Below are 21370 nucleotides of genomic sequence, written 5' to 3'. Positions count from 1 at the left end.
CCTTTCCCTGACGCGAGGTGGACGTGCACGAATGTTTTGCGACGGTATCCTGACTCGCGGATCGTCGCCGGTGCCCGAGCCTTCCCATCCGTTGCCGGACAGTGACTTCGGGCGGCTCCCCGCATACAGTGGCGCGACCGTGCCGGCATCACACCGGCTTCCCGCGCAAAACGTAGAATCGCCAATTGTGCAGATCCGTGCGTCTACCCTTTTCCTCGTGGCGCTGCTTGCCGGGTGCGCCGGTGCGAAGCCCGCTGCCGGCGGCGGGATCGTCACGCTCGTGCCGTCGTTCGCCGACGACGTCTACACGCTGGGCGCGGGGCGGCAGCTCGCAGCCGTCTCCGCCTTTACCGACGACCCTCGTGCCGCAGCGCTGCCGCGAGTCTCCGATGCCAACAGCGTCGACGCCGAGGCTATCGTGGCTTTGCGTCCCGAGCTCGTGCTGGGGATTCCCTCGCAGGCGCGGCTCGTCGAGCCGTTGCGTCGAGCAGGCTTGCGGGTCGTCCTGTTATCCGACGACGGCTACGACCAGATCTTTTCGAACCTCTCGACGATCGGCGCGCTGACCGGGCGGGGGAAAGAGGCAGAGGCTACGATCTCGCGCTTGCAGCGCGAGACCGCGGCCCTCGCGCAGCGCGCACGGCGGTTCGCCTGGCACCCGCGCGTCTTCGTCGTTTTGCAGGCCGCTCCAATTTGGACGGCCGGCACGTCGTCGTACATCTCGAGACTGATCGCGATTGCCGGGGGACGTAACGCGGCGCAGCTGAAAACGCCTTACGCACAGTACAGCGCAGAGACGCTGGTCACCGACCAGCCCGACGTGCTGATCGCCGATCGGATTGCGAAACTCGACTCAGCCCTAGACCGCGAGCCTTGGCGCGGTCTGCGCGCGGTTCGCTTGGGCCGCGTCTACGAAGCGCAACCCGATCTCTTGGAACGTCCGGGGCCGCAATACAACGACGCAATTCGCTGGCTGATCGCGCGTCTGGAACCGATCGCACGGCGTGGGGAGCATTGATGCCGCGCGCGCTCGTCGTCGCGGTGGAGACCCGCGCGCTCCGGGAGACGCTCGATGCCGAACTCGAGGAGTTCGAGGCCTTGGCGCAAGCTGCGGGCGCAACGATCCTCGACCGAATCGTTCAGCGTCGCGAGAGCATCGACCCCGCGAGCCTCGTCGGCAGCGGCAAGATGCTCGAAATCGCCGAGCGAGCGCGCGCGGATGGCGCGGAACTTCTGCTCGTTCTCAACGACTTGCGTCCGCGTCAGCGCAAGAATCTCGAACGGGTCGTGCCGCTGCCGATCATCGACCGGACGATGCTGATTCTGGACGTCTTCGCGCGCCACGCGCGCAGCCGCGAGGGCAAACTGCAAGTCGAGCTCGCCCAGCTTCGCTACCGTCAGTCCAATCTGATCGGCATCGGCGCCGATCTTTCGCGCTTGGGCGGCGGCATCGGCACGAGAGGACCCGGCGAGACGAAGCTCGAGGTCGACCGGCGCCGCATCGGCCAGCGCATCTCGACGTTGGCCGAGGGCCTTCGCGGGATCGCTCGTCAGCGCACGCTGCGGCGCAGCAGAACCCATCGCGAACCGCTAGTCGCCCTGGTCGGGTACACGAACGTCGGCAAGTCGTCGCTGCTCAACGCGCTGACGCACGGCGACGCGCTTGTTGCCGATCAGCCGTTCGCGACGCTGGATCCGACGATTCGCCGCGCCTTTCTCGCAACTCACGAGTACGTGCGGCTGGCCGACACCGTAGGCTTCATCACGAACTTGCCGAAGGACCTCGTGGCCGCCTTTCGTGCAACGCTCGAGGAGCTGCGAGAGGCCGATCTGCTCCTGCACGTGCTCGATGCGAGCAACCCGCAATGGGAGCGGCAACGCGCCGCAGTCGACGCGATCCTGAGCGAACTCGAGCTCGACGGGGCGCCGCATCTGGCGATCTTCAATAAATCGGACCGCATCGTGCCCGAGGCTGCGGAGCAGGACGCGATCTATGTTAGCGCACGCACGAAGGTGGGGCTGCCGGCGCTGCGAGACGCGATCCGAGCCATGCTCGCGACGATCAAAGATGCTGCGAGGGCGTGATCTTCGATCGATCGCCGATCCAAGCGATCGGCGGAATCATGAAGAAACGTGCCAGTTCGTTGAGCTGTGAGGAGTACGCCGAACGGAGCTCGCCGAAGCGAAGCCACGCTTCGTCGCGATCGGCCATCGTATAGCCTGCGGCAACGAGGCGATCGCATGCCTGATCGAATTCGCTGCGTTCGATGCCGACGCTTTGGTCGAAGCCTCCGATTCGAAAGTAATGCGCGAGATCGCGAGTCGCGTGCCGTCCGACGTTGTAAAAGATGCGCGCTTGGCCATCCTTTTCGCCCTCGACGGTCGTCATCAGCAATGTCGCCGAGTCGAGCAGCGTGCCGAGCGTGCCGACCCACGACTGGTCGTCGTGGCTCGAGCGGAAAAACGCCAGCACGGGATAGGCGAGATGGCTCTCCATCACTTGTGCCGACCAGCGCTGCGCGTCGATCATCAACCCGGGCAGATCTTCCCGGGTGAGCGAGTACCCCGCAATGGCCAGCAGGTTTACGCCGCTTGGCGGCGCGCCCGCACGTGCGCCGACTGTGACGACGAAGGTCTCGCGCTGCTGGAACGAGCCGAAAATCGCAAACAAGTACGCCGTGTTGATCGAGAGCAGCGAAAGCCCGGCGAGCCCCGCCAGCACGGAGACGAGCCGCGTTGCCCCCGCCCGCGCGACGATGTCGCCGAAGCCGATCGTCATGACCGACGTTCCCGAGAAGTAGAGCGCGGTTGCGAGAGACGCCTTCGAGGGGCTCAGGCCGGCGCGCAACCCCCAAAACATCAGCCCGAACCCGACGATGAGCAGTGCCACCCACAGTCCCATGAGCCCGAGCAGCATGAAGGGCGCGAAGAGCGCCAAGAGATCTTCGCGGCGATCGCCGTCGTTCGGATAAAGCTGCCACGAAAACGCGGGCCACACGCGCCAGGCGCTGCGCCAAACGTAGAAACTAATCCGCAAGCGACGTCCCGTGGCCCGCGGAACGACGACGGACTGAAAGATATCGTTGAGGGTCAGCACGATCAGGACGATGCCGGCCGCGACGCTGAGAACGTTGATCGCCATTGACGGGCGAGCTTCGGCGCGGGCAGGCGGCAAGCCGCTCCGGGTCGCACGGCGAACACCGCTCGGAGAATGGCCGTCATTTTCGTTACCGGCCCCGTAAGTTCGGGGAAAAGCGCGTTTGCGGTACGCCTCGCCTTGGACAGCGGCTGCGACGTAACGTATGTCGCCACCGCCGCGGGTGCGCCGGAAGATATCGAGTGGCGCGCCCGCCTCATGCGACACGTCCGCGACCGGCCGGCGTCGTGGCGGACGCTCGAGACCGCCCCGCTGAGCCCCGACGCGCAGCTCGCGCTCTTCCGAGACGCGCCGGCGACGGCATGCCTGCTCGTCGACTCGCTCGGCACGTGGTTGGAGGCGCGCGTCGCAGCGCGCGTCGATCTGCTCGAGATCGACTACAACGTCTTTGCCACGACCCTCGACGAGGAAGCGGCCGCGTTCGTGGACGCGATGCTCTCGTCTCGCGCCTCGATCATCGCGGTCAGCGAACAGATCGGCTGGGACGTCGTACCGGTCGTCGCGACCGGGCGATTATCGCGCGATGCGATGGGACGAATGGTGCAGCGACTGGCGAGGCGCGCTGCCCACGTTTATCTGGTGGTGGCAGGCTGCGCCGTCGACCTGCGCGCGATCGGCAAGCCGATCGACTGCGAACCCCTCTAAGGTTCGCTCGAGGCGCTCGCGGTTGGGGCCGGCGATGCCGGCGCGCCTGACGCCCGCGCCGCCGAGGCCGGCGCGGCACTCGCGCCCGGCAGCATCGTTGCCGAGGGCTTCGCGGCAGCCGAGGGGGTCGCGGTCGGGGCCGGCGTCGGAATCGGCGGCGGCTGGAGGGTCGGTTGGCCGACCGGCGCCGTCAATGCAACCAGGCGGATGTATCCAATCGAGACGGTCGCGTTTTTCGGGATCGTCGTGTCTGCCGTCGCGGTGGTGAAGCCGGGGGCTCGGGCGGTGACGGTTTGGTCGCCGGCAACCGCGCGGAGGTCGAACGCGCCCGTCGCATCGGCTCGGGCAGTATAGATCGAGCCGACCGAGACGAGTGCGTTTCCGATCGGCCGGTTCGTCATTGCGTCGAGCACGCGCCCGGTAACGCGTCCGTAATCTTGAACGCCTACGACATTTGGCGGCGGCGAGCATCCATCTCCGAGCGAGAAGAGGACGAGCAATCCGAGGATGGCGTACCGCATAAGCAAGTGTACGTTTAGGAGCGCACAGTGTCCCCCCCAGGACAGGTATGGCCCGCGATTTGCACAAAGCTTTGAGCGAGATGAATCCCTACGGTCCGGTTGCAATCTACCTCTGCGTCGCGGTGGCGGCCGCTCTATTTTTTAGCGTCTTGCCCGGCCTGCTCGGGCGCGCCAAGCCGAATCCTCACAAGCGCGAAGCGTACGAATGCGGCGTCGAGCCGACCTCGCCGGTCGCCGGGCGCTTCCCGGTGCGGTTTTACTTGATCGCGATGCTGTTCGTAATCTTCGACGTCGAGGCGGCTTCGTTCTATCCTTGGGCCGTGCAGATGCACGCGCTGCGCGTCTTCGGATTGCTCGAGATGATCGTCTTTATCGTGGTCCTCGCGATCGGCTACGCCTACGTCTGGAAGAAAGGCGGCTTCGTGTGGCGGTAAGCCCCGGTCACTTTATGCTCGCGCGTCTCGACGACGTCGCGCGCTGGGCGCAGAGCTCGTCGGTCTGGCCGCTGACGATGGGTTTGGCTTGCTGCGCGATCGAGATGATGACGGTGACCTCTTCGGAGTACGATATCGCGCGACTGGGCTCGGAGGTTTTCCGCAGTTCGCCGCGCCAGGCAGATCTGATGATCGTCTCGGGACGCGTCGCGCAGAAGATGGGTCCCGTCGTGAAACGCCTCTACGATCAGATGGCCGATCCGAAGTGGGTGATCTCGATGGGCGCCTGCGCGAGCTCTGGCGGCATCTTCGATAACTACGCAGTCATTCAAGGCGTCGACACGATCATTCCGGTAGACGTCTACGTCCCCGGCTGCCCGCCGACTCCCGACGGGCTGCTGTACGCCGTCAACCTGATTCAACAGCAGATCCGTGAGGGCGGCCGTGGCGGCATTCTGGCGCGAGCCTAACGACTAAGACTCGGAGAACCAACGATGCCTAGCACGCAAACCCCGCCGATCGCGGGTGCCGCGATCGACCCGCCGAGTCTGCGCCCGCCGATCGACGATGCCGTCATCGAGCGCCTTGCGCCTTCCGAGCTAGCGGCGCGCTTGGCAGCGCTCAAAGCAGAAGGCTTCGCGATGCTGCTCGATCTCGGTGCGGTGGATTATCTCGGGCGCAGCCCGCGCTTCGACGTCGTCTATCACCTTCTGCAGCTTGCGCCGAAACCGGCGAGCGTCGCGGAGGTCGGTACGCCCAAACGCGTGCGTATTCTCTGCGGCGTTGACGAAGGGCAGACGCTCCCGACAGCCAGCGGGCTGTGGAAGTCTGCCGATTGGGCCGAGCGGGAAGTCTACGATCTCTTCGGCATCGTCTTCGATGGCCACCCGGATCTGCGCCGGATTCAAATGCCGATCGACTGGGAGGGTTACCCGCTGCGCAAGGATTACCCGATGCGGGGCCCGGCACGCGAACGCGCTCCCCGTCCGGCTTTCGCAAACAAGACGAACGTCGTAGCGGGCACCCCGCCTTCAGGGCGTACGCTCGAAGCGTTGCAAGAACAAGTAAAGCGAGCCCGCGCGAGCAACGCCGCCGATTCGCAAGGCGAAGCCACGTGAGCACGCCCGTCATGCCCGTGCCCGACATCGTGAGCAAAAGCGGCAACACGATGGTGCTATCCATGGGCCCGCAGCACCCGTCGACTCACGGCGTCCTGCAGATCGTGCTGGAGATCGATAGCGAGAACGTCGTGAAGGCCGATCCCGAGATCGGTTACCTTCATACCGGGATCGAGAAGAGTGCCGAAGGCCTCTTCTGGACGCAGGCGCAGACGGTCATCGAACGGATGGACTATCTCGCGCCGTCTTCGAACGCGCTCTGCTACGCACTTGCTGTCGAAAAGCTGCTCGGGCTCACCGACGGCATCCCGCCGCGCGCCCAGGTCGTCCGCGTGCTCCAGGCCGAGTTGACGCGGATCGCCTCGCACTGCGTTTGGCTGGGGACGCACGGAATCGACCTCGGTGCAATCTCGGTCTTCTTTTACTGCTTCGACTTGCGCGAGAACATCCTGGATCTCCAGGAAGCCGTCGGCGGCGCACGGATGCACCCGAACTACATCCGCGTCGGCGGCCTCAACGGCGATCTGCCCGACGGTTATTTCGCCAGGCTCGACGCTCTTATCGAAAAGTTTCCCGGGCGGATGCGCGAGCTTCGCGGTCTGCTGCAGGCCAATCCGATCTTCCAAGACCGGACGATCGACGTCGGCATGCTCACGCCCGAGGAGGCGGTGCAGTGGAACGTCACCGGCCCGAGCCTTCGAGCCAGTGGGATCGCCTACGACATCCGTAAGGCGTTTCCATATACTGGCTACGATACGTACGACTTCGACATCCCCACCCGCAGCGAAGGCGACGCCTACGCGCGCTTCCTGGTGCGCCTCGACGAGATGGACCAGTCGATCCGCATCATCGAGCAGGCTCGCAAGCGCCTGGAGACTCCGGGACCTGTGATGATCGACGATCCCAAGGTTGCGCTGCCGCCGAAAGAGACGATTGCACTCTCCATGGAGGCGCTGATTCACCACTTCAAGCTGATCAGCGAGGGCTTTCGGGTTCCGCCCGGCGACGTTTATCACGCCGTCGAGTCGCCCCGCGGAGAGCTCGGCTACTATATCGTCAGCAACGGCGAGAATCGCCCCTACCGCATCCGCACGAGACCCCCGAGCCTGTACAATCTGCAAGCGCTCAAAGGAATCGCGCCCGGCAACCTGATCGCCGACCTCGTCGTCATGATCGGCTCGCTCGACCCGGTGTTTGGCGAGGTCGACCGATGAGTTTTGAGCGCTCGGTTGCGGGATGGGGTGATGCGGGGACGCTCGCTTTTTCACATCCTGTGAAAAAGCTGCTCGCCTCGTCGTCGCTCCCGGCATCCGGCCTCCGCTCCTCCCTTCACACGCCCCGCATCACCCCATCCCGTAACCTCGCTAACCACTCATCAATAAACTTAAAAATTAATTGGCAACCGTTTTTCCGAGTGAGAGTAACGGCGCAAAGTTTCCGAGGGGGCTTCGGCAGAAGATGACCGACCGCGAGAAGAACTTTGCGGCGTTGCAAGAGCGGCTGCGTTCCGAGTGCGACGACATCATCGCGCGGTACGAGCGCAAGCGCTCGGCGCTGCTGCCGATCACGCACCTCTTCCAGCAGTACGAGGGATACGTCAGCGCCGAGGCAATGCGCGCGACGGCCGAGATGCTCGACGTTACGCTGGCCGAGGTCGAAGGAACCGTCTCCTTTTACACGCTGTTCTACCGGCGTCCGGTTGGGCGATACATGCTGCAGATTTGCCGCGGTCTTGCCTGCTCGATCGGCGATGCCGAGAACATGATGGCCTATTTTCGCGAGAGACTCGGCGTCGGGCATCTGCAGACGACGCCGGATGGCGTCTTCTCCTATGAAGAGGTCGAGTGTCTGGCCGCGTGCGACCGGGCGAGCTGCATGCAGGTGAATCTCGAGTTTGTCTACGACCTGACGCCGCAGCGAATCGACGAGATGCTCGAGGCGATGCGAGCCGGCACGTATGCGATCGCGCCGATGGCGCGAACCGATGCGCCGGGCTCGACGTGGGAGATTTCCCAAGACGATCAGATTTCGCGCGGTAAGAAGTCGCCAGGCGCGGTTGGCGTCGAGCGGCCGAACAATGCGGGCGGAGTCGGCGATCAGAGCGGCATCATCATGCTCGATCACATCATCAACCGCAACGTCGAATTTTTCACGAAGACGACCGAACGCGCGATCGTAGACTCACGCGCCGTCGTCGAGGTGAGCCAGGAGCAGAGCGGTCGTGCCGGTCACTAAGGTTCTCACTGCCGGGATCGGCGAAGCCGATTTGCGCAGCATCGACGTCTATCGTCAGCGCGGCGGATACAAGCAGTGGGAGCGCGCCGTTACGCAGCTCCAGCCATCCGACATCCTCGATCTTGCCGAGAAGTCGGGCTTGCGCGGCCGCGGCGGTGCGGGTTTCCCGACCGGCAGAAAGTGGTCGTTTCTGCCTAAGGATAAGGCGCTGCGCTATCTCGTCTGCAACTGTGACGAAGCCGAACCGGGCACGTTCAAAGATCACATGCTGCTCGAAGAGACCCCGCACCAGGTGATCGAAGGTATGCTGATCGGCGCGTATGCGATCGCCTCGCATCACGCCTTCATTTATATTCGCGGCGAGTTCAAGCGCGGCTACGAGATCTTCTGTGCGGCGCTCGAGGAGGCTAAGCGTGCCGGTTACGTCGGCAAGAACATCTTCGGCAGCGGCTTCGACCTGGAGCTAACCGTTCATCGCGGCGCCGGCGCTTATATTTGCGGCGAAGAGACGGCGCTGCTCAACTCGCTTGAAGGCAAGCGCGGCGAGCCGCGTTTGAAGCCGCCGTTTCCCGCGGTCGAAGGGCTCTACGGCGCACCGACGGTCGTCAATAACGTCGAAACGCTGGCGTATCTCGTTCCGATTCTCGAGCGAGGCCCGGAGTGGTTTGCCGCCGTCGGGACCGAGCGAAGCAAGGGATATAAGATCGTTTCGGTCTCCGGACACGTTACGCGCCCCGGCAACTACGAGATTGCGCTCGGTACGACGCTGCGCGAACTCATCGAGATCGCCGGCGGCCTTCGCCCCGGCCGAACGCTGGCGGCAATTCAGCCCGGCGGCGGATCCTCGGCTTGCGTGTTCGAGGAGCACCTCGACTGGACGTACGATTACGAGAGTCTGGCGAAAGCCGGTTCGATGCTGGGCTCTGGTGCAGTCGTCGTTTTCGACGATACCACCGACTTCGTGAAGGCAGCGCACAACCTCGTGCGATTCTTCAATCACGAATCGTGCGGCCAGTGCACGCCATGCCGCGAGGGCGGAAGCTGGATGGAACGCGTCCTGTACCGCCTGGTGCACGGCCAAGGCGTTCCCGGCGACTACGACATGCTGCTGCGCGTCTCGCGCTCGATAACCGGCCTGAATCTCTGTCCGCTCGGGGATTCGATCGAACCATTTCTCAAATCGGTCATGATGCGCTTTCCGGATCAGTTCAAGTCGCGGATTCCGGCGATGGCGGCGCAGCCGGCATGAGCACGTCCGTCGAGCCGAACGTGCAGATGGTAACGCTGACGATCGACGGCGTGCCGGTTACGGTTCCGAAAGGAACCCTGCTGGTCGAGGCCGCTAAGCAGATCAAGCAAGAAATTCCAATCTATTGCTATCACACGAAGCTCGGGCCGGCCGGACTCTGCCGCATCTGCATGGTCGAGATCGAAGGAATACCCAAGCTGCAGATCGCCTGCAATACGGTCGTCGCCGACGGGATGGCCGTGCGCACGCAAGGCGAGAAGGTGGAGGCCGCGCGCGCGAGCGTGCTCGAGCTGTTTTTAGTCAATCACCCTTTGGATTGCCCGATCTGCGACAAGGGCGGCGAGTGCGATCTGCAGGATTACGCGATGGCCTACGCGCGCGGCACCTCCGACGTCGCCGATCCGAAGCTCTCCAAGCCGAAGGCCGTCGATCTCGGTCCGACGATCGTACTCGACGAGGAGCGCTGCATCGTCTGCCAGCGCTGCGTGCGCTACGACGACATCATCGCCAACGAGCGGCAGTTGATCGTCAAAGACCGCGGCGCGCACGATATCATCGCGACCGCGACCGGACAGCCGTATCGCCACCTCTTTACCGGAAACGTCACCGAACTCTGTCCGGTCGGCGCGCTGACCTCAAAAACGTACCGGTTCAAGTCGCGGCCGTGGGATCTCGAGCGGACGCAGACCACCTGTACGCAGTGCTCGGTCGGTTGTCAGCAGTTTGCCGACGTACGCTACGGCCAGCTTCGTAGAACGATGCTCGTCGAAGAAGATCCGATCTCCGACGGCTGGCTGTGCGATCGCGGGCGCTACAACATCGGCTTTTACGAGTCGCCCGACCGGCTTAAACAGCCGCTCTACCGCAAGGACGGCGGCTGGACGCAGATCGGCTGGGACGATGCGTTCATCCTCTGGGCGAAAGCGATTCGCGCGGCGATCGCCGCGCACGGTGCGGAGAGCGTCGGCGTGATCGGCGGAGGGAGGCTGACCAACGAAGAGGCCTACCTGATCGCGCACGTTTTCGGTTCGCTGCGCATAAAGAATCTCGACTGGCGCTCGGGCACCCAGCGTCAGGCGACGCCGGGATCTAATGCGGGAACGCTCGATGCGATCGATCGTGCGGAAGCGGTCGTCGTTGCAGGAGCGGTGCTGGTGGAGCGCGCTCCCGTTCTTTGGCTGCGCATCCAAAAAGCCGTCCGTCACGGCGCGCAACTGATCTCGCAGCAGGAGGCCGGCGAGGCTCGGGCCGCGGCCGGAGATGCCAAGCGTGTCGCGCTGGTGTGGGACGGCATCGATTTAGCGATCGGCAAGAGCTACGCGCAAGCTTTCGCCGATGCGCCGGAGTTAGCGACCTACATCGCCAGCGATCAGGCCAACGCGCGGGGGGCCGAGGCGATGGGGCTGCTTCCAAGCGCTGACGGCCTCGATACGTTTGCGATGCTCGACCGGGCGCGAAGCGGGCAGCTCGCCGTGCTCTCGATATTCGCCGCAAATCCGGCGCGCAACGCGCCCGATGCGGCCGCCGTGCGCGCGGCGCTCGAAGCGGTGCCGTTCCTCGTGGTGAGCGAGCTCTTCATGACGGAAACGGCGGAACGCGCGAAACTCGTCCTTCCTGCGGCGGGAGCCCTCGAAAAGAGCGGAACCACGCTGAGCGTCGGCGGCGATCTCTTGCCGCTCAACGCCGCGCTCGCCGCTGCGGACTTCGTTCGCAACGATCTCGAGATCGTCGCCGGCCTCGCCGAGCAGCTCGAGGTTTCACTTCCATCGGCTCTGGAGGTCGAAGGCGCGGTCGTCGCTGCCGTGGCGAAGGAACGCAACGACGTGACGTTCGGCGATGCCCGCTACGACACTCCGGCGCGCCCATCTGGGGCCGCTGCCGAGCAAGGCATTCTCTCGGGCGGCGGGACGTGGCAGCACGATCCCTGGATCGCCGGACTGAGGGTTTCGTAATGCCTTGGTGGCTTGAAGTGCTCATCAAGTCGGCTATTTTGCTCTTCGTCGTCGTGACGTCGTTTGCGTACGCGATGCTCGTCGAGCGAAAGGTCTTGGGTTGGATGCAGCTGCGCCCCGGCCCGAATCGCGTCGGTCCGTGGGGGTTGCTGCAGCCCGCCGCCGACGCGGCCAAGCTGATCCTCAAAGAAGACCTGACGCCGGAGACCGCCGATCCGCTGCTCTACCGTCTCGCGCCGTTCATCTCGCTGCTCACCGCCTTTTCCGTCTATGCGGTCATTCCGTTCGGGGCGTCGGCATCGGGCGAAACGTGGGCGATCGGGAACGTCAACGCCGGGATTCTGCTGATTTTGGCGATCGCTTCGCTAGGTGTATACGGGATCTGCTTGGGCGGATGGGCGAGCGGTTCGAAGTACCCGCTGCTGGGCAGCGTTCGCTCGACGGCGCAGATGATAAGCTACGAGCTGGCGATGTCGCTCTCGTTCATCGGCGTCCTGCTGCTCGCCGGAACGACCTCGCTCGACGGCATCGTCAACGCGCAAGCCCGCTGGTGGTTCGTTCTGCCGCAGTTCCTGGGCTTCGTCATCTACACGATCACGGCGGTTGCGGAGACCAATCGCGCACCCTTCGATCTCGTCGAAGCCGAGACCGAGCTCGTCGCCGGCTTCCACACCGAGTACTCCGGGCTGCGCTTCGGACTGTTCTTCATCGCCGAGTACGTCAACATGCTGACGGTGTCGTGCATTGCAACCCTGCTTTTCTTTGGCGGGTGGAACGCGCCGTTCGGCCTTACCATCGTTCCGGGCGTCGCCTGGTTCGTCATCAAGGTTGCGTGTTTTATGTTCTTCTATATGTGGCTGCGGGCGACGTTGCCGCGCCTGCGCTACGACCGGCTCATGGCCTTCGGCTGGAAGGTATTGCTCCCCGTCGCGACGCTCAATCTCGTCGTGACGGCTATCGTCGTGGCGTACGCGGGCTAATGGCGACCGCCGGTTCGAAGAAGCACCTCTACAACATCGGCGCGATCCTGCGGGGCCTCTCGATCACCTTCGGTTTTATGTTTCGCAAGCGGCCGACGATTCCGTACCCGTCCCGCAAGAAGCAGCACGCGCCGCGCTTTCACGGCCTGCACGAACTGCGCCGATATGACGACGGCAAAGAGCGCTGCATCGGCTGCGAGCTCTGCTCGAGCGTCTGCCCGGCGAACGCGATTACGGTGATCGGCGCTGAGAACGCTCCGGGCGCGCGCAGTTCGCCGGGGGAACGCTACGCGGCGCGCTACGAAATCGACGAGCTGCGCTGCATCTTCTGCGGGATGTGCGAAGAGGCGTGTCCGACCGATGCGATCGTGCTCACGCCGCGCTTCGAAATGGCCGATTACCGCCGCGGCTCGTTTATCTACGCCAAAGACCGGCTCTTGGTGCCGCCCGATGCAGGTGCCGGCACCGCACCCGACGACCGCCCGGGGGGAATTCCCGGCGATCTCGGGCGCGTGGGCGAGATTAAGTCGACGACCGACGTTGCGACGGGCTACGACGCGACGTGGCGGGGAACGATCTTGAAGACGCAGCACCAGGGGCTGGCGATCATCAAGGAGCCCGAGGCCGGGCAATGATTGCATTTTGGGTGCTCGGAACGATACTGATCGCCAGTGCCGTGTGGACGATTACGGCCCGCAAGCCCGTCCATAGCGTCGTTGGGCTGCTGCTCAACTTCGCGACGCTGGCGGTGCTCTACGTAACGCTCTCCGCCGAGTTTCTCGCGGTCATCCAAATCATCGTCTACTCCGGGGCGATCCTGATACTCTTCGTCTTCGTGATCGCGCTTTTGAGCAGCGGGGTCGCGCCCTTTGCGATGGGGCCCGACCGCTTGCCGAAGATCTGGATTCCGGGTGCGATCTTTACGCTCTGCGCTCTGGGCTTTCTGGTCTACGCCGTCTCGAACGTTCACTCTAGCGCGGCGCCGGCCGTCGGTCCGGTCGGCGCGGCCAATGTTTTCGGAAGCGTCGGAGATTTCGGCAAGGCGCTCTTTACCATTCAACTGCTGCCCTTCGAGGTCACGGCGCTGGTTCTGATGGTGGCCGTCATCGGCGTCATCACCCTGGGCGGCGAACAGATGAGCGATGCCGAGGGGCACCGCGGCCAGGTAAGGAGCGATCGCCAGATGCGCGAGGCGATCCTGCGCGAGGGCAAAGGCTGATGAGCGTTCCCATCGGCGACTACGTCGCACTCGCCTCGGTCATGTTTTTCATCGGCGTGATCGGCGTGATCGTCCGCCGCAATCCGCTCGTCATGCTGATGGCCGTCGAGCTGATGTTCAACGCCGCCAACCTGCTGCTGGTCGCATTCGCCCGGCTCTGGGTTGCTAACGCGGGGCATATTTTTGCCTTCATCGTCATCACCGTTGCGGCCGCGGAGGCCGCCATCGGGCTGGCGATCATCGTCACGACGTTCCGCCCCGAAAAATACGTCGACGTCGACGACGTGAGGACGCTCCATGGCTGACGGCTTGCCTCGTAAGATCGGTACGCCGCGGTGATGGACCACGTGCTGGGAGCCGGCGGTTCGTATCCAATGCTGGTTGCGTTGTGGCTGCTGCCGCTTGCGGGAGCGATCTTATGTTGGGCATTCGGGCCGCAGCTGCGCACGGCCGCGGGGTGGCTCGTCTGCGCGCTCGTCGGGGCATCGTTTGTCCTGGCCGTGCTCTCCTGGCACGACGGAACGCAGGCGGCAGCCGGAGCGCTCGGCGCGCATCAGCCGTTGTTTTCGTGGATGCCGGGCTTCGATTTCGGGCTCTTGCTCGATCCGCTCTCCCTTCTGTGGACGTTCATCATCAGCGGTGTGGGGTTCTTGATCGTCGTCTACTCGGTCGGTTACATGGAGGGCGACCGCGCCTTCGCGCGTTTCTTCGCCTATATGAGTTTCTTCATCTTTGCGATGCTGACGCTCGTACTCTCCGATAATTTCGTCGGCCTGCTCGTTGGATGGGGGCTGGTCGGCTTGGCCTCGTATTTCCTCATCGGTTTCTGGTTCGAGCGTCCGACGGCCGTCGCCGCAGCGCGCAAGGCCTTCGTTATCAATGTCGTCGGCGACGTCGGCATGATGTTCGCGATCTTTTTGATCGTCGCCAACGTCCACTCGATCGGCTTCGGCGACACTTTTGCCGCCGCCGGAACGCTGGGCTCCGGGCTGCTCTTTGCGATCTGCCTGGCGCTCTTCATCGCGGCCGCGGCGAAATCGGCGCAGGTTCCGCTGCACACCTGGCTTCCCGATGCGATGGAGGGTCCGACTCCCGTCTCCGCCCTAATTCACGCCGCGACGATGGTGACCGCCGGCGTCTATCTCGTCGCGCGCTGCGCGCCGTTGTGGAACGCGAGCCACGACGCGCAGCTGCTGGTCGGCACGATCGGCGGCCTTACGGCGCTGCTCGGCGCGATCCTCGGCATGGCGCAGTGGGACATCAAGCGCATTTTGGCCTATTCGACGATGTCGCAGATCGGCTATATGATCATGGGCGTCGGCGTGGGTGCGTACGAAGGCGGCGTCGCCCACTTCTTCACGCACGCTTTCTTCAAAGCGCAGCTCTTCTTGGGATCCGGCCTCGTGATTCATGCGCTCGCGAACGAGCAGGACGTGCGCCGCATGGGCGGCCTGTGGAAGAAGATGCCGTTCGCGTTCTGGGTGATGCTGGCAGGCGTGCTCACGATCTCGGGCATCCCGCCGTTCAGCGGCTTCTTTTCGAAGGATGAGATCATTTACGGAACGCTGGCGCACGGGCATCCCTGGCTCTATGCCGTCGGCATCGTAACGGCCGGCATCACCGCCTACTACATGTTCCGGCTGCTCTTTATCGCGTTTCTCGGAGAGTATCGCGGCGACGCGCACATTCACACCGGCGGAACGGCTGCAACGATCATGAACGTCCCGGTCGCGATCCTCGTGGCGCCGACGGTCGCCATCGGCGGAGCGTTGATGTTCGGCGGCGAGGCGTCGCCCTGGGCGCATTACTTTGCGCCGCTCTTCGGAGCGGCGGCGATGCCGTCGACGCCGGTCGCGCCGCCGGCAATCTCCGAGGGGCTGACTTCGCTGCTCGTTTTGGTCGCCGTTGCGATCGGCGTGGTCATTGCCTGGATGCGCTACGCAACCGCCGCCGCCCAGCGGGAGGCGCCCTCCCGATTGGCGGTCGAGAGCGAACGGATGCCGGCCCTGCTGACGAACCTTTTCTATTTTGATGCGGTAATCGATCTGATCTTCGTGCGGCCGGCCCAGGCCGCCGGCCGATTCTTCGGTCAAGTGCTCGACCCGCACGTACTCGACGGCGCGGTCCGCGACATCGTCGCCGGCACGCGCTGGTTCGGAACGCTCGTGCGATCGTTCCAAACCGGTCTGCTGCGCGCGTACGCTTTGATCTTGGTCTTTGGCGCTGCGTGCTTCATCGCGTACTATGCGTTCGCGGCGGGCGTCCACTGATGGGGCTCGTGCTCGTAACCATCCTGCTGCCGATCGCCGCCGCCGCGCTGCTCCTGCTGCTGCCCCGCGACGATACGCGGCTTTCACGCACTGTCGGAACGCTGGTCGCCGTGGTCACCTTCGCTACGGTTATCGCCGCCGGCACCGGCGAATGGAGCGCGCACTGGCTCTCGCGGCCGTTTAACGCCGCCTTCCATTTCGGCGCTACACCGATTTCATTTTGGATCGCGCTGCTCTTGACGATCTGCACCGCCTCGGCGATCGCCTCGTGCCGCATCGATCGCACGCGTGATTTTGTCGCGCTGCTCCTCGCGCTCGAAGGGACGATGCTCGGGCTCTTTCTGGCGCGCGACTTACTCGTTTTTGCGTTTTTCTGGGATCTGATGCTCGTGCCGGTCTTCTTTGGACTGCTCGGCTGGGGCGGCCATCCCGCAACGGCATGGCGGTATTTCATCTACAACTTTGCCGGAGGCCTGACGCTGCTGCTCGCGACGGCAGCCTTCGGGGTCATTGTGGGAACGACCGACGTCATCGGCCGCGCCGGCGCTCCGCTCGTCGGAGGATGGGCACCCTGGATCTACGCAGGCTTCGCGTTTGCGTTCTTGGTGAAGACGCCGGTTTGGCCGCTGCACACGTGGATGCCGCCGACGTATAGCTCGCTGCCCTCGCCGATGGTTGCCGTCGTTTCCGCCGTGCAGTCCAAAGCCGGGCTCTACGGGTTCCTCGCGATCGCGACCGTGATGCTGCCGGCGTACGTGCGTGAATACGCGACGCCGCTGATCGTCTTGGGCGCCATTTCGCTAATCTATGGGGCGGTGATCGCGCTGGTTCAAAACGACGTGAAGCGGATCGTCGCCTATTCGTCGCTCTCGCATCTCGGACTCATCATCATCGCCGTCGCGTCGCAGCAGCAGCTGGCGCTCGACGGAGCGCTGGTCTACATCGTGGCGCACGGGCTCTTCTCGGCAGCGCTCTTCTTGGTGCTCGGCTACGTCGAAGAGCGCGAGGGGACGCGTGCGTTGCCGCGCTTGGGCGGACTGGGCTGGACGAATCCGCGCCTCTCGGGAGCGTTGTGTATCGCGGCGCTCGCCGCACTTGGTTTACCCGGTTTGGCGGGATTTGCCGGCGAGCTGATCATCCTGATCGGCCTCTACCAGGCCGGGTATGTTTGGCCCGCGATCGTCGCGCTGGTCGCGATCGTGCTCGCATCCGCCTATCTGCTGCGTCTCTATCAGGACGTGATGAATGGCCCAGAACGCGCCGACCTACCCGTTCGCCCCGATCTCACGCTGCTCGAAGGGCTCGCGATTGCTCCGCTGCTGGCAGCGCTCGTGCTCGTCGGCGTCTATCCCACGCCGCTGCTGACGCATGAAAACGTCGTGGCCGCGCAGAGGATCGCGCCGCCGTGACGATACCGTTCACCAACGCCGACTGGGCGGCGATTCTGCCGATCGGGATCGTCGCGGTGACGGCGCTCGCCGTGCTGCTTGCCGACCTCGTCTCCGGCCGCAACCAGTCGCGCTACGTTTCGGTCGTAATCGCGCTGGCCGGCGCGATCGCGGCCGGCATCGTTGCCGGCGGCCAGTTCGGGCACGACTACAACGCCTTCTTCGGCGGATTCATAACCGGCGGCTTCGCTACTGTCTTCGAAGAGATCGTGCTCATTGGAACCGCGGGAGCGGTGCTGCTCTACGGTGCGCTCGGTCCGGCGCAGCGAACGGCCGGCACCACGGCGATCATGCTCTGGAGTGCGTGCGGCGCGATGTTGATGGCCGGCGCGGCGAATCTGATCACAATCTTTCTCGGGCTGGAGCTGCTGTCGCTCGGCCTGTACGCGCTCTGTGCGGCAGTCGATCGAAAGCCGGCGCGCGAGTCCGCGCTCAAATACTTGATACTCAGCTCGACTGCCACCGCTTTTCTGCTCTTCGGTTCGGCGTTGCTCTTCGGGGCTACCGGCAGCGTCATGCTCGCCGATTTCGTAAATCCGGCGCTCGCGTCGAACCCGCTCTTTGCGGTGGGCGGCGGAATGTTTTTGATCGGGCTTGCCTTTAAGCTGAGCCTGGTCCCATTCCATACGTGGACGCCCGACGTTTTCGAAGGAGCGCCGCTGCCGGTGACCGCCTTCATGAGCGTGGTCACCAAAGCCGGCGCCTTAGCGGTGTTTGCGAGGTTCATCTATGCCGCGCTGCCGGCGGGTGTTGGTTCGAAGCTCTTGCTGCCGGTTTGGATTGCGGCCGGCATCTCGATGATTGTCGGTAACGCCGGTATGCTCGCGCAGACGGATCTCAAGCGGCTGCTCGGATATTCGGGAATCGCGCAGATCGGTTACATTCTCGTCGCGATGGCGGGAAGTACGCCGCTGGGCCTGCGATACGCGATCTACTATTTGACGGCATACGCGTTCATGAACCTCGGCGCGTTTGCCGTTGCTGCCGCGATTTCGGGTCCCGGCGAAGAAGGCGCCAAGTTGGAGAGCTATCGCGGCCTCGGGCGCCGGCGCCCGTGGCTCGCCGCTGCAATGACGATCTTTCTCTTGGCACTCTCGGGATTGCCGCCGACGGCGGGCTTCCTCGGAAAGATTCTGATCCTCGCCGCGGGCGTCGCGAACGGCTATATCTGGCTCGCCGCAGCGCTGATCGTCGGAACGGCGATCTCGCTCTACGCCTACGCGAAGGTCGTGCTGGCGATGTATGCGCCGCACGAGCACGCGCCTGCAGCGATGAGGCCGGTCGTCCCGCTTGCCTGGATCAGCGCCGGACTCTGTGCCGCCTTGGTCGTGATTATGGCCTTCTACCCGCTCGTTCCGAGCAACGTGCTGCCGCTCGTTCGCTAGCCCCTCGCCGGGCAGCCGTGCCCGAGTCACGGCAGTCGCCGGCCAAGCGCTATAGTAGTCGGTGAGGTGCTTGCAATGACACGACCCTATCTATCGGCACTCGTTCTTACCGCACTGGTCGCTGGGCTCGGAGCTCCGATGGCTCCGGCCGGAGCGCAGACGGTGATCCTGCCCACCGACGCCTACAAGGCGGCGGACCAAGAGGCCGCGATTCTCTATGCTCGTCAGTTGATCGCTTCGGGCCAACTGGACGCCGCAGTTAAGCAGCTCGAGGACTTCGTCGCGACGCATCCCAGCGGGGTAGAGGCGGCTCGCTTCTTGGGCGACCTCTACTACCGTCAAGGGAATTTCGCTAAGGCCGAAGCGGTTTATCGCCAGCTGCTGGCGCGCGATTCGCACGATAAAGAGACGCACAATCGCTTGGGCGTCGTGCTGGCGACCGAAAACCACATTGACGCCGCCATCGCGCAATTTCAGAGCGCGTTGCCGGGAACCGACTCGATCCGAGATCTCGTCATGCTGCATCTGCGCAAGGGAGATCTGCCGGCCTACCGGGCCGACGTCGAGCGCGCCGCGCGGCAGAATCCCAGCGACGGCGATCTTCAAGAAGAGTACGGCGAGGTATTGCAGGCGATCCATCGTCCGACCGAAGCAATCGTCTACTTCCAGCGCTCGCTCGACGACGATCCGACGTCGATTGCCGCGCTCAACGGGCTGGGCATGGCGTATCTCGACGTGCACGACAACACTTCGGCATCGCGCTATCTTCAGGACTGCCTGAACGTCGACGCCTTGAACTATGCCTGCCTCAACAACTTCGGCGTCGCGAAGATTCAGAAAAATCTTTACAGCGACGCCTTGGGCACCTTTACTCGCGCGCACCGCTTGGAACCCGAGCGCCCCGAAGCGCTGGTGAACTTCGGGTACTTGGCCGATCTTCGCGGCGATTGGAAGCGAGCCGTGTCGTACTACGTACAAGCGGTGAGCGTCGACCCGTACGTTCCGGAGTCGTACGTCAATCTCGGCATCGACTACGAGCACAACGGCCTCTACTCGCTGGCTGAGTCGGCGCTGCTCAAAGGCGTCGCGGCGACCCCGTGGGACGGGCGGATCCGCTATCTGCTCGCTCGAGCCTACGCCGCGCAAGGGCAAAAGACGCTTGCGCTCGAGCAACTCAGAGCGGCAGCCGATTCACTCGACCCCGACGTCGTGCAGATTGCGAAAGAGGAGTCGGCGCGACTGACGACCTCGACCGTCACCACGCCGCAGTGATGTCGAAGCGGGTTCCGGTTTTGCTCCGAACCGGGACCCGCCCAGAGGCCTTTAGGAGCCTGTCGGGCTCCTAGGTTCTAGCGATACACTCTATTTCGACGCGAGCGCCGCGCGGCAGCGCGGCAACTGCGACGGTCGAGCGAGCCGGTTTCGAAGCCCCGAAGTATCGCTCGTAGACGACGTTGACCGCCGCGAAATCCTTCATGTCCACGAGAAAAATCGTCGTTTTCACGACGTCGACGAAGTGGCAGCCGGCCGCGCAAAGCACCGCGCCGATGTTTTCGATGACGCGCTCGGCTTGCTGCTCGATGCCCCCGTCGATCAGTTCGCCGGTCTGCGGGTCGAGCGGGATCTGTCCGCTGCAATAGAGCTCGCTGCCGATCTGAATCGCTTGGCTGTACGGCCCGATCGGTTCGGGAGCGTGCTGCGTTAAGATCTGTTCCGGTTTCATGACGAAAGCGAGTGTTCGGGCATCGTCATCGTTCCCTTAAAGTTCATCGGTGGCTCCTCGATGCCGAAGTTTTGGGCGTATAACTCGGCGATGCGCGCGAGTTCGTCCTGCGTCAGAGCGGGTGCGTCGGGCGCGGCGGCAAACTCGCGCAGCTGCGTGGAATCGTAGATGTTCGGCAGCACGGTCATCACGCGCGGCTCCTCGAGAAGCCACTGAATCGACGCTTGCCCGAGCGTTCGATTGGGAGCCTCGAGGAAGCGCAGCTTTTCAACTTTGGCAACGCCGTTGATCAGCCACTCGTGCGGACGGTGTCGCCGATGATCGTTCTGCGGGAAGGTCGTCTCGGCGGTGTAGTGCCCCTCGAGCATTCCACTCGAGTGGGGGACGCGAATCATGTAGCCCGTCGGTGCGTGCGACGTTGCTGCTGCGCGGATCTGCTCGTCGCCGGGATACTGCTCGAGGATGTTCCAGATGATCTGCAGGCTGGGAGCGTGCCGGCGCCTCACCGCCTCGACGCCTTCCCAGAGCCAGCCGATGGCCGGTCCCAAAGCGACGCCGTACGTCCGGATCTTCCCCTCGCCTTTGAGTGCTTCAAGCAGCTCCCAGAGCGCATCGTCGTCGATCTGCGCCATCCGTGCGTTGTGCATTTGGTAGATGTCGACGTAATCGGTCTGCAGCCGGCGCAGCGACGCCTCGAGCGCTTTGCGGACGAATGCAGCCGAAAAGTCTTGCGCCAGCTCCATCTGACCGCGACGCGCGCCGGCGGCATTCGAGAAATCGTAGCCGAACTTCGTAGCGTAGACGACGCGCTCGCGCCGGCCGGCGAAGGCTTTTGCGAGCTGCTCCTCGCTGCGGCCGTTGCCGTAGGTGTCGGCCGCGTCGTACAGCGTCACGCCGAGATCGAAAGCTTCCCGCAACAGCGCGGCCGCCTCATCGTCGCTCTTGTCGCCCCACCATCCGGTCGACGTCGTCCAGAGTCCGAAGCCGACCTCGCTGACGGAAATCTCGCTGTTGGGATAGGTCCGGTACTTCAT

The 21370-nt window shown here is 64.1% G+C and carries 22 protein-coding genes and 1 riboswitch; of the genes, 18 read left to right on the top strand and 4 right to left on the bottom strand.

Annotation, left to right across the window (positions count from 1 at the left end):
* Positions 1-21: 21 nt before the first annotated feature.
* Positions 22-199, bottom strand: a riboswitch (cobalamin riboswitch).
* Positions 188-1018, top strand: coding sequence for a helical backbone metal receptor (locus VGG51_05645; GenBank protein HEY1882508.1), 831 nt, complete (start codon positions 188-190; stop codon positions 1016-1018). (Overlaps the previous riboswitch by 12 nt.)
* Complete coding sequence (gene hflX, locus VGG51_05640; protein ID HEY1882507.1) at positions 1018-2085, top strand: GTPase HflX; 1068 nt, start codon at positions 1018-1020, stop codon at positions 2083-2085. Before VGG51_05645 ends, hflX begins: the two co-directional genes overlap by 1 nt.
* On the opposite strand, the gene VGG51_05635 is transcribed toward hflX, so the two are convergent.
* Complete coding sequence (locus tag VGG51_05635) at positions 2063-3142, bottom strand: ion channel (protein HEY1882506.1); 1080 nt, start codon at positions 3140-3142, stop codon at positions 2063-2065. The genes hflX and VGG51_05635 overlap by 23 nt on opposite strands.
* A gap of 69 nt (positions 3143-3211) precedes the next feature.
* Here VGG51_05635 and VGG51_05630 point away from each other — a divergent pair, with 69 nt between their 5' ends.
* Positions 3212-3802 carry a bifunctional adenosylcobinamide kinase/adenosylcobinamide-phosphate guanylyltransferase gene (locus VGG51_05630; GenBank protein ID HEY1882505.1) on the top strand — a complete coding sequence of 197 codons (591 nt, stop codon included), beginning with the start codon at positions 3212-3214 and terminating at the stop codon, positions 3800-3802.
* Here the strand turns inward: VGG51_05630 and VGG51_05625 are convergent.
* Positions 3799-4323 (bottom strand): carboxypeptidase-like regulatory domain-containing protein, encoded by a 525-nt coding sequence (locus tag VGG51_05625; protein ID HEY1882504.1) that lies wholly within the window; start codon positions 4321-4323, stop codon positions 3799-3801. The two genes, VGG51_05630 and VGG51_05625, sit on opposite strands and share 4 nt — an antisense overlap.
* Before the next feature lie 80 nt (positions 4324-4403).
* Between VGG51_05625 and VGG51_05620 the strand changes: the two genes are divergently transcribed.
* From VGG51_05620 to VGG51_05550, 15 genes are all read left to right on the top strand, one after another.
* Positions 4404-4757, top strand: a complete 354-nt coding sequence (locus tag VGG51_05620) for an NADH-quinone oxidoreductase subunit A (protein HEY1882503.1) — start codon at positions 4404-4406, stop codon at positions 4755-4757.
* Between the two features lie 14 nt (positions 4758-4771).
* Positions 4772-5227 (top strand): NADH-quinone oxidoreductase subunit B family protein, encoded by a 456-nt coding sequence (locus tag VGG51_05615; protein ID HEY1882502.1) that lies wholly within the window; start codon positions 4772-4774, stop codon positions 5225-5227.
* Between the two features lie 24 nt (positions 5228-5251).
* Positions 5252-5875, top strand: a complete 624-nt coding sequence (locus VGG51_05610; GenBank protein HEY1882501.1) for an NADH-quinone oxidoreductase subunit C — start codon at positions 5252-5254, stop codon at positions 5873-5875.
* Complete coding sequence (gene nuoD, locus VGG51_05605; GenBank protein HEY1882500.1) at positions 5872-7089, top strand: NADH dehydrogenase (quinone) subunit D; 1218 nt, start codon at positions 5872-5874, stop codon at positions 7087-7089. Before VGG51_05610 ends, nuoD begins: the two co-directional genes overlap by 4 nt.
* Positions 7090-7333: 244 nt before the next feature.
* Positions 7334-8110 (top strand): NAD(P)H-dependent oxidoreductase subunit E, encoded by a 777-nt coding sequence (locus tag VGG51_05600; protein ID HEY1882499.1) that lies wholly within the window; start codon positions 7334-7336, stop codon positions 8108-8110.
* The gene (gene nuoF / locus VGG51_05595) at positions 8097-9359 is read left to right on the top strand and encodes an NADH-quinone oxidoreductase subunit NuoF (GenBank protein HEY1882498.1); all 1263 of its coding nucleotides are present in this window, start codon (positions 8097-8099) and stop codon (positions 9357-9359) included. The genes VGG51_05600 and nuoF overlap by 14 nt, the downstream gene beginning before the upstream one ends.
* On the top strand, positions 9356-11311 hold the full coding sequence (locus VGG51_05590; GenBank protein HEY1882497.1) for a molybdopterin-dependent oxidoreductase: 1956 nt from the start codon (positions 9356-9358) through the stop codon (positions 11309-11311). The genes nuoF and VGG51_05590 overlap by 4 nt, the downstream gene beginning before the upstream one ends.
* Entirely contained in the window at positions 11311-12291 is a 981-nt protein-coding gene (nuoH, locus tag VGG51_05585; protein HEY1882496.1) for an NADH-quinone oxidoreductase subunit NuoH, read from the top strand. Before VGG51_05590 ends, nuoH begins: the two co-directional genes overlap by 1 nt.
* Positions 12291-12926 carry an NADH-quinone oxidoreductase subunit NuoI gene (gene nuoI / locus VGG51_05580; GenBank protein HEY1882495.1) on the top strand — a complete coding sequence of 212 codons (636 nt, stop codon included), beginning with the start codon at positions 12291-12293 and terminating at the stop codon, positions 12924-12926. Before nuoH ends, nuoI begins: the two co-directional genes overlap by 1 nt.
* Complete coding sequence (locus VGG51_05575; GenBank protein HEY1882494.1) at positions 12923-13510, top strand: NADH-quinone oxidoreductase subunit J; 588 nt, start codon at positions 12923-12925, stop codon at positions 13508-13510. The genes nuoI and VGG51_05575 overlap by 4 nt, the downstream gene beginning before the upstream one ends.
* Positions 13510-13815: an NADH-quinone oxidoreductase subunit NuoK gene (gene nuoK / locus VGG51_05570; GenBank protein ID HEY1882493.1), complete on the top strand. Its 306-nt coding sequence runs from the start codon at positions 13510-13512 to the stop codon at positions 13813-13815. Before VGG51_05575 ends, nuoK begins: the two co-directional genes overlap by 1 nt.
* A gap of 33 nt (positions 13816-13848) precedes the next feature.
* A complete protein-coding gene (nuoL, locus tag VGG51_05565; protein HEY1882492.1) occupies positions 13849-15780 on the top strand; it encodes an NADH-quinone oxidoreductase subunit L in 1932 nt (643 codons plus the stop codon).
* 8 nt (positions 15781-15788) lie between these two features.
* A complete protein-coding gene (locus tag VGG51_05560) occupies positions 15789-17189 on the top strand; it encodes an NADH-quinone oxidoreductase subunit M (protein ID HEY1882491.1) in 1401 nt (466 codons plus the stop codon).
* On the top strand, positions 17186-18613 hold the full coding sequence (locus VGG51_05555; GenBank protein HEY1882490.1) for an NADH-quinone oxidoreductase subunit N: 1428 nt from the start codon (positions 17186-17188) through the stop codon (positions 18611-18613). Before VGG51_05560 ends, VGG51_05555 begins: the two co-directional genes overlap by 4 nt.
* A gap of 75 nt (positions 18614-18688) precedes the next feature.
* Positions 18689-19885, top strand: a complete 1197-nt coding sequence (locus VGG51_05550; protein ID HEY1882489.1) for a tetratricopeptide repeat protein — start codon at positions 18689-18691, stop codon at positions 19883-19885.
* Positions 19886-19955: 70 nt separating this feature from the next.
* On the opposite strand, the gene VGG51_05545 is transcribed toward VGG51_05550, so the two are convergent.
* Together VGG51_05545 and VGG51_05540 are read right to left on the bottom strand one after the other, a co-directional pair.
* Positions 19956-20336, bottom strand: coding sequence for a RidA family protein (locus VGG51_05545; GenBank protein ID HEY1882488.1), 381 nt, complete (start codon positions 20334-20336; stop codon positions 19956-19958).
* Positions 20333-21370 carry an aldo/keto reductase gene (locus VGG51_05540; GenBank protein ID HEY1882487.1) on the bottom strand — a complete coding sequence of 346 codons (1038 nt, stop codon included), beginning with the start codon at positions 21368-21370 and terminating at the stop codon, positions 20333-20335. The genes VGG51_05545 and VGG51_05540 overlap by 4 nt, the downstream gene beginning before the upstream one ends.

Origin of the sequence: Candidatus Cybelea sp. (assembly GCA_036489315.1) — a bacterium.
Taxonomy (GTDB): domain Bacteria; phylum Vulcanimicrobiota; class Vulcanimicrobiia; order Vulcanimicrobiales; family Vulcanimicrobiaceae; genus Cybelea.
This window is presented reverse-complemented; position numbering and strand designations above follow the sequence as displayed.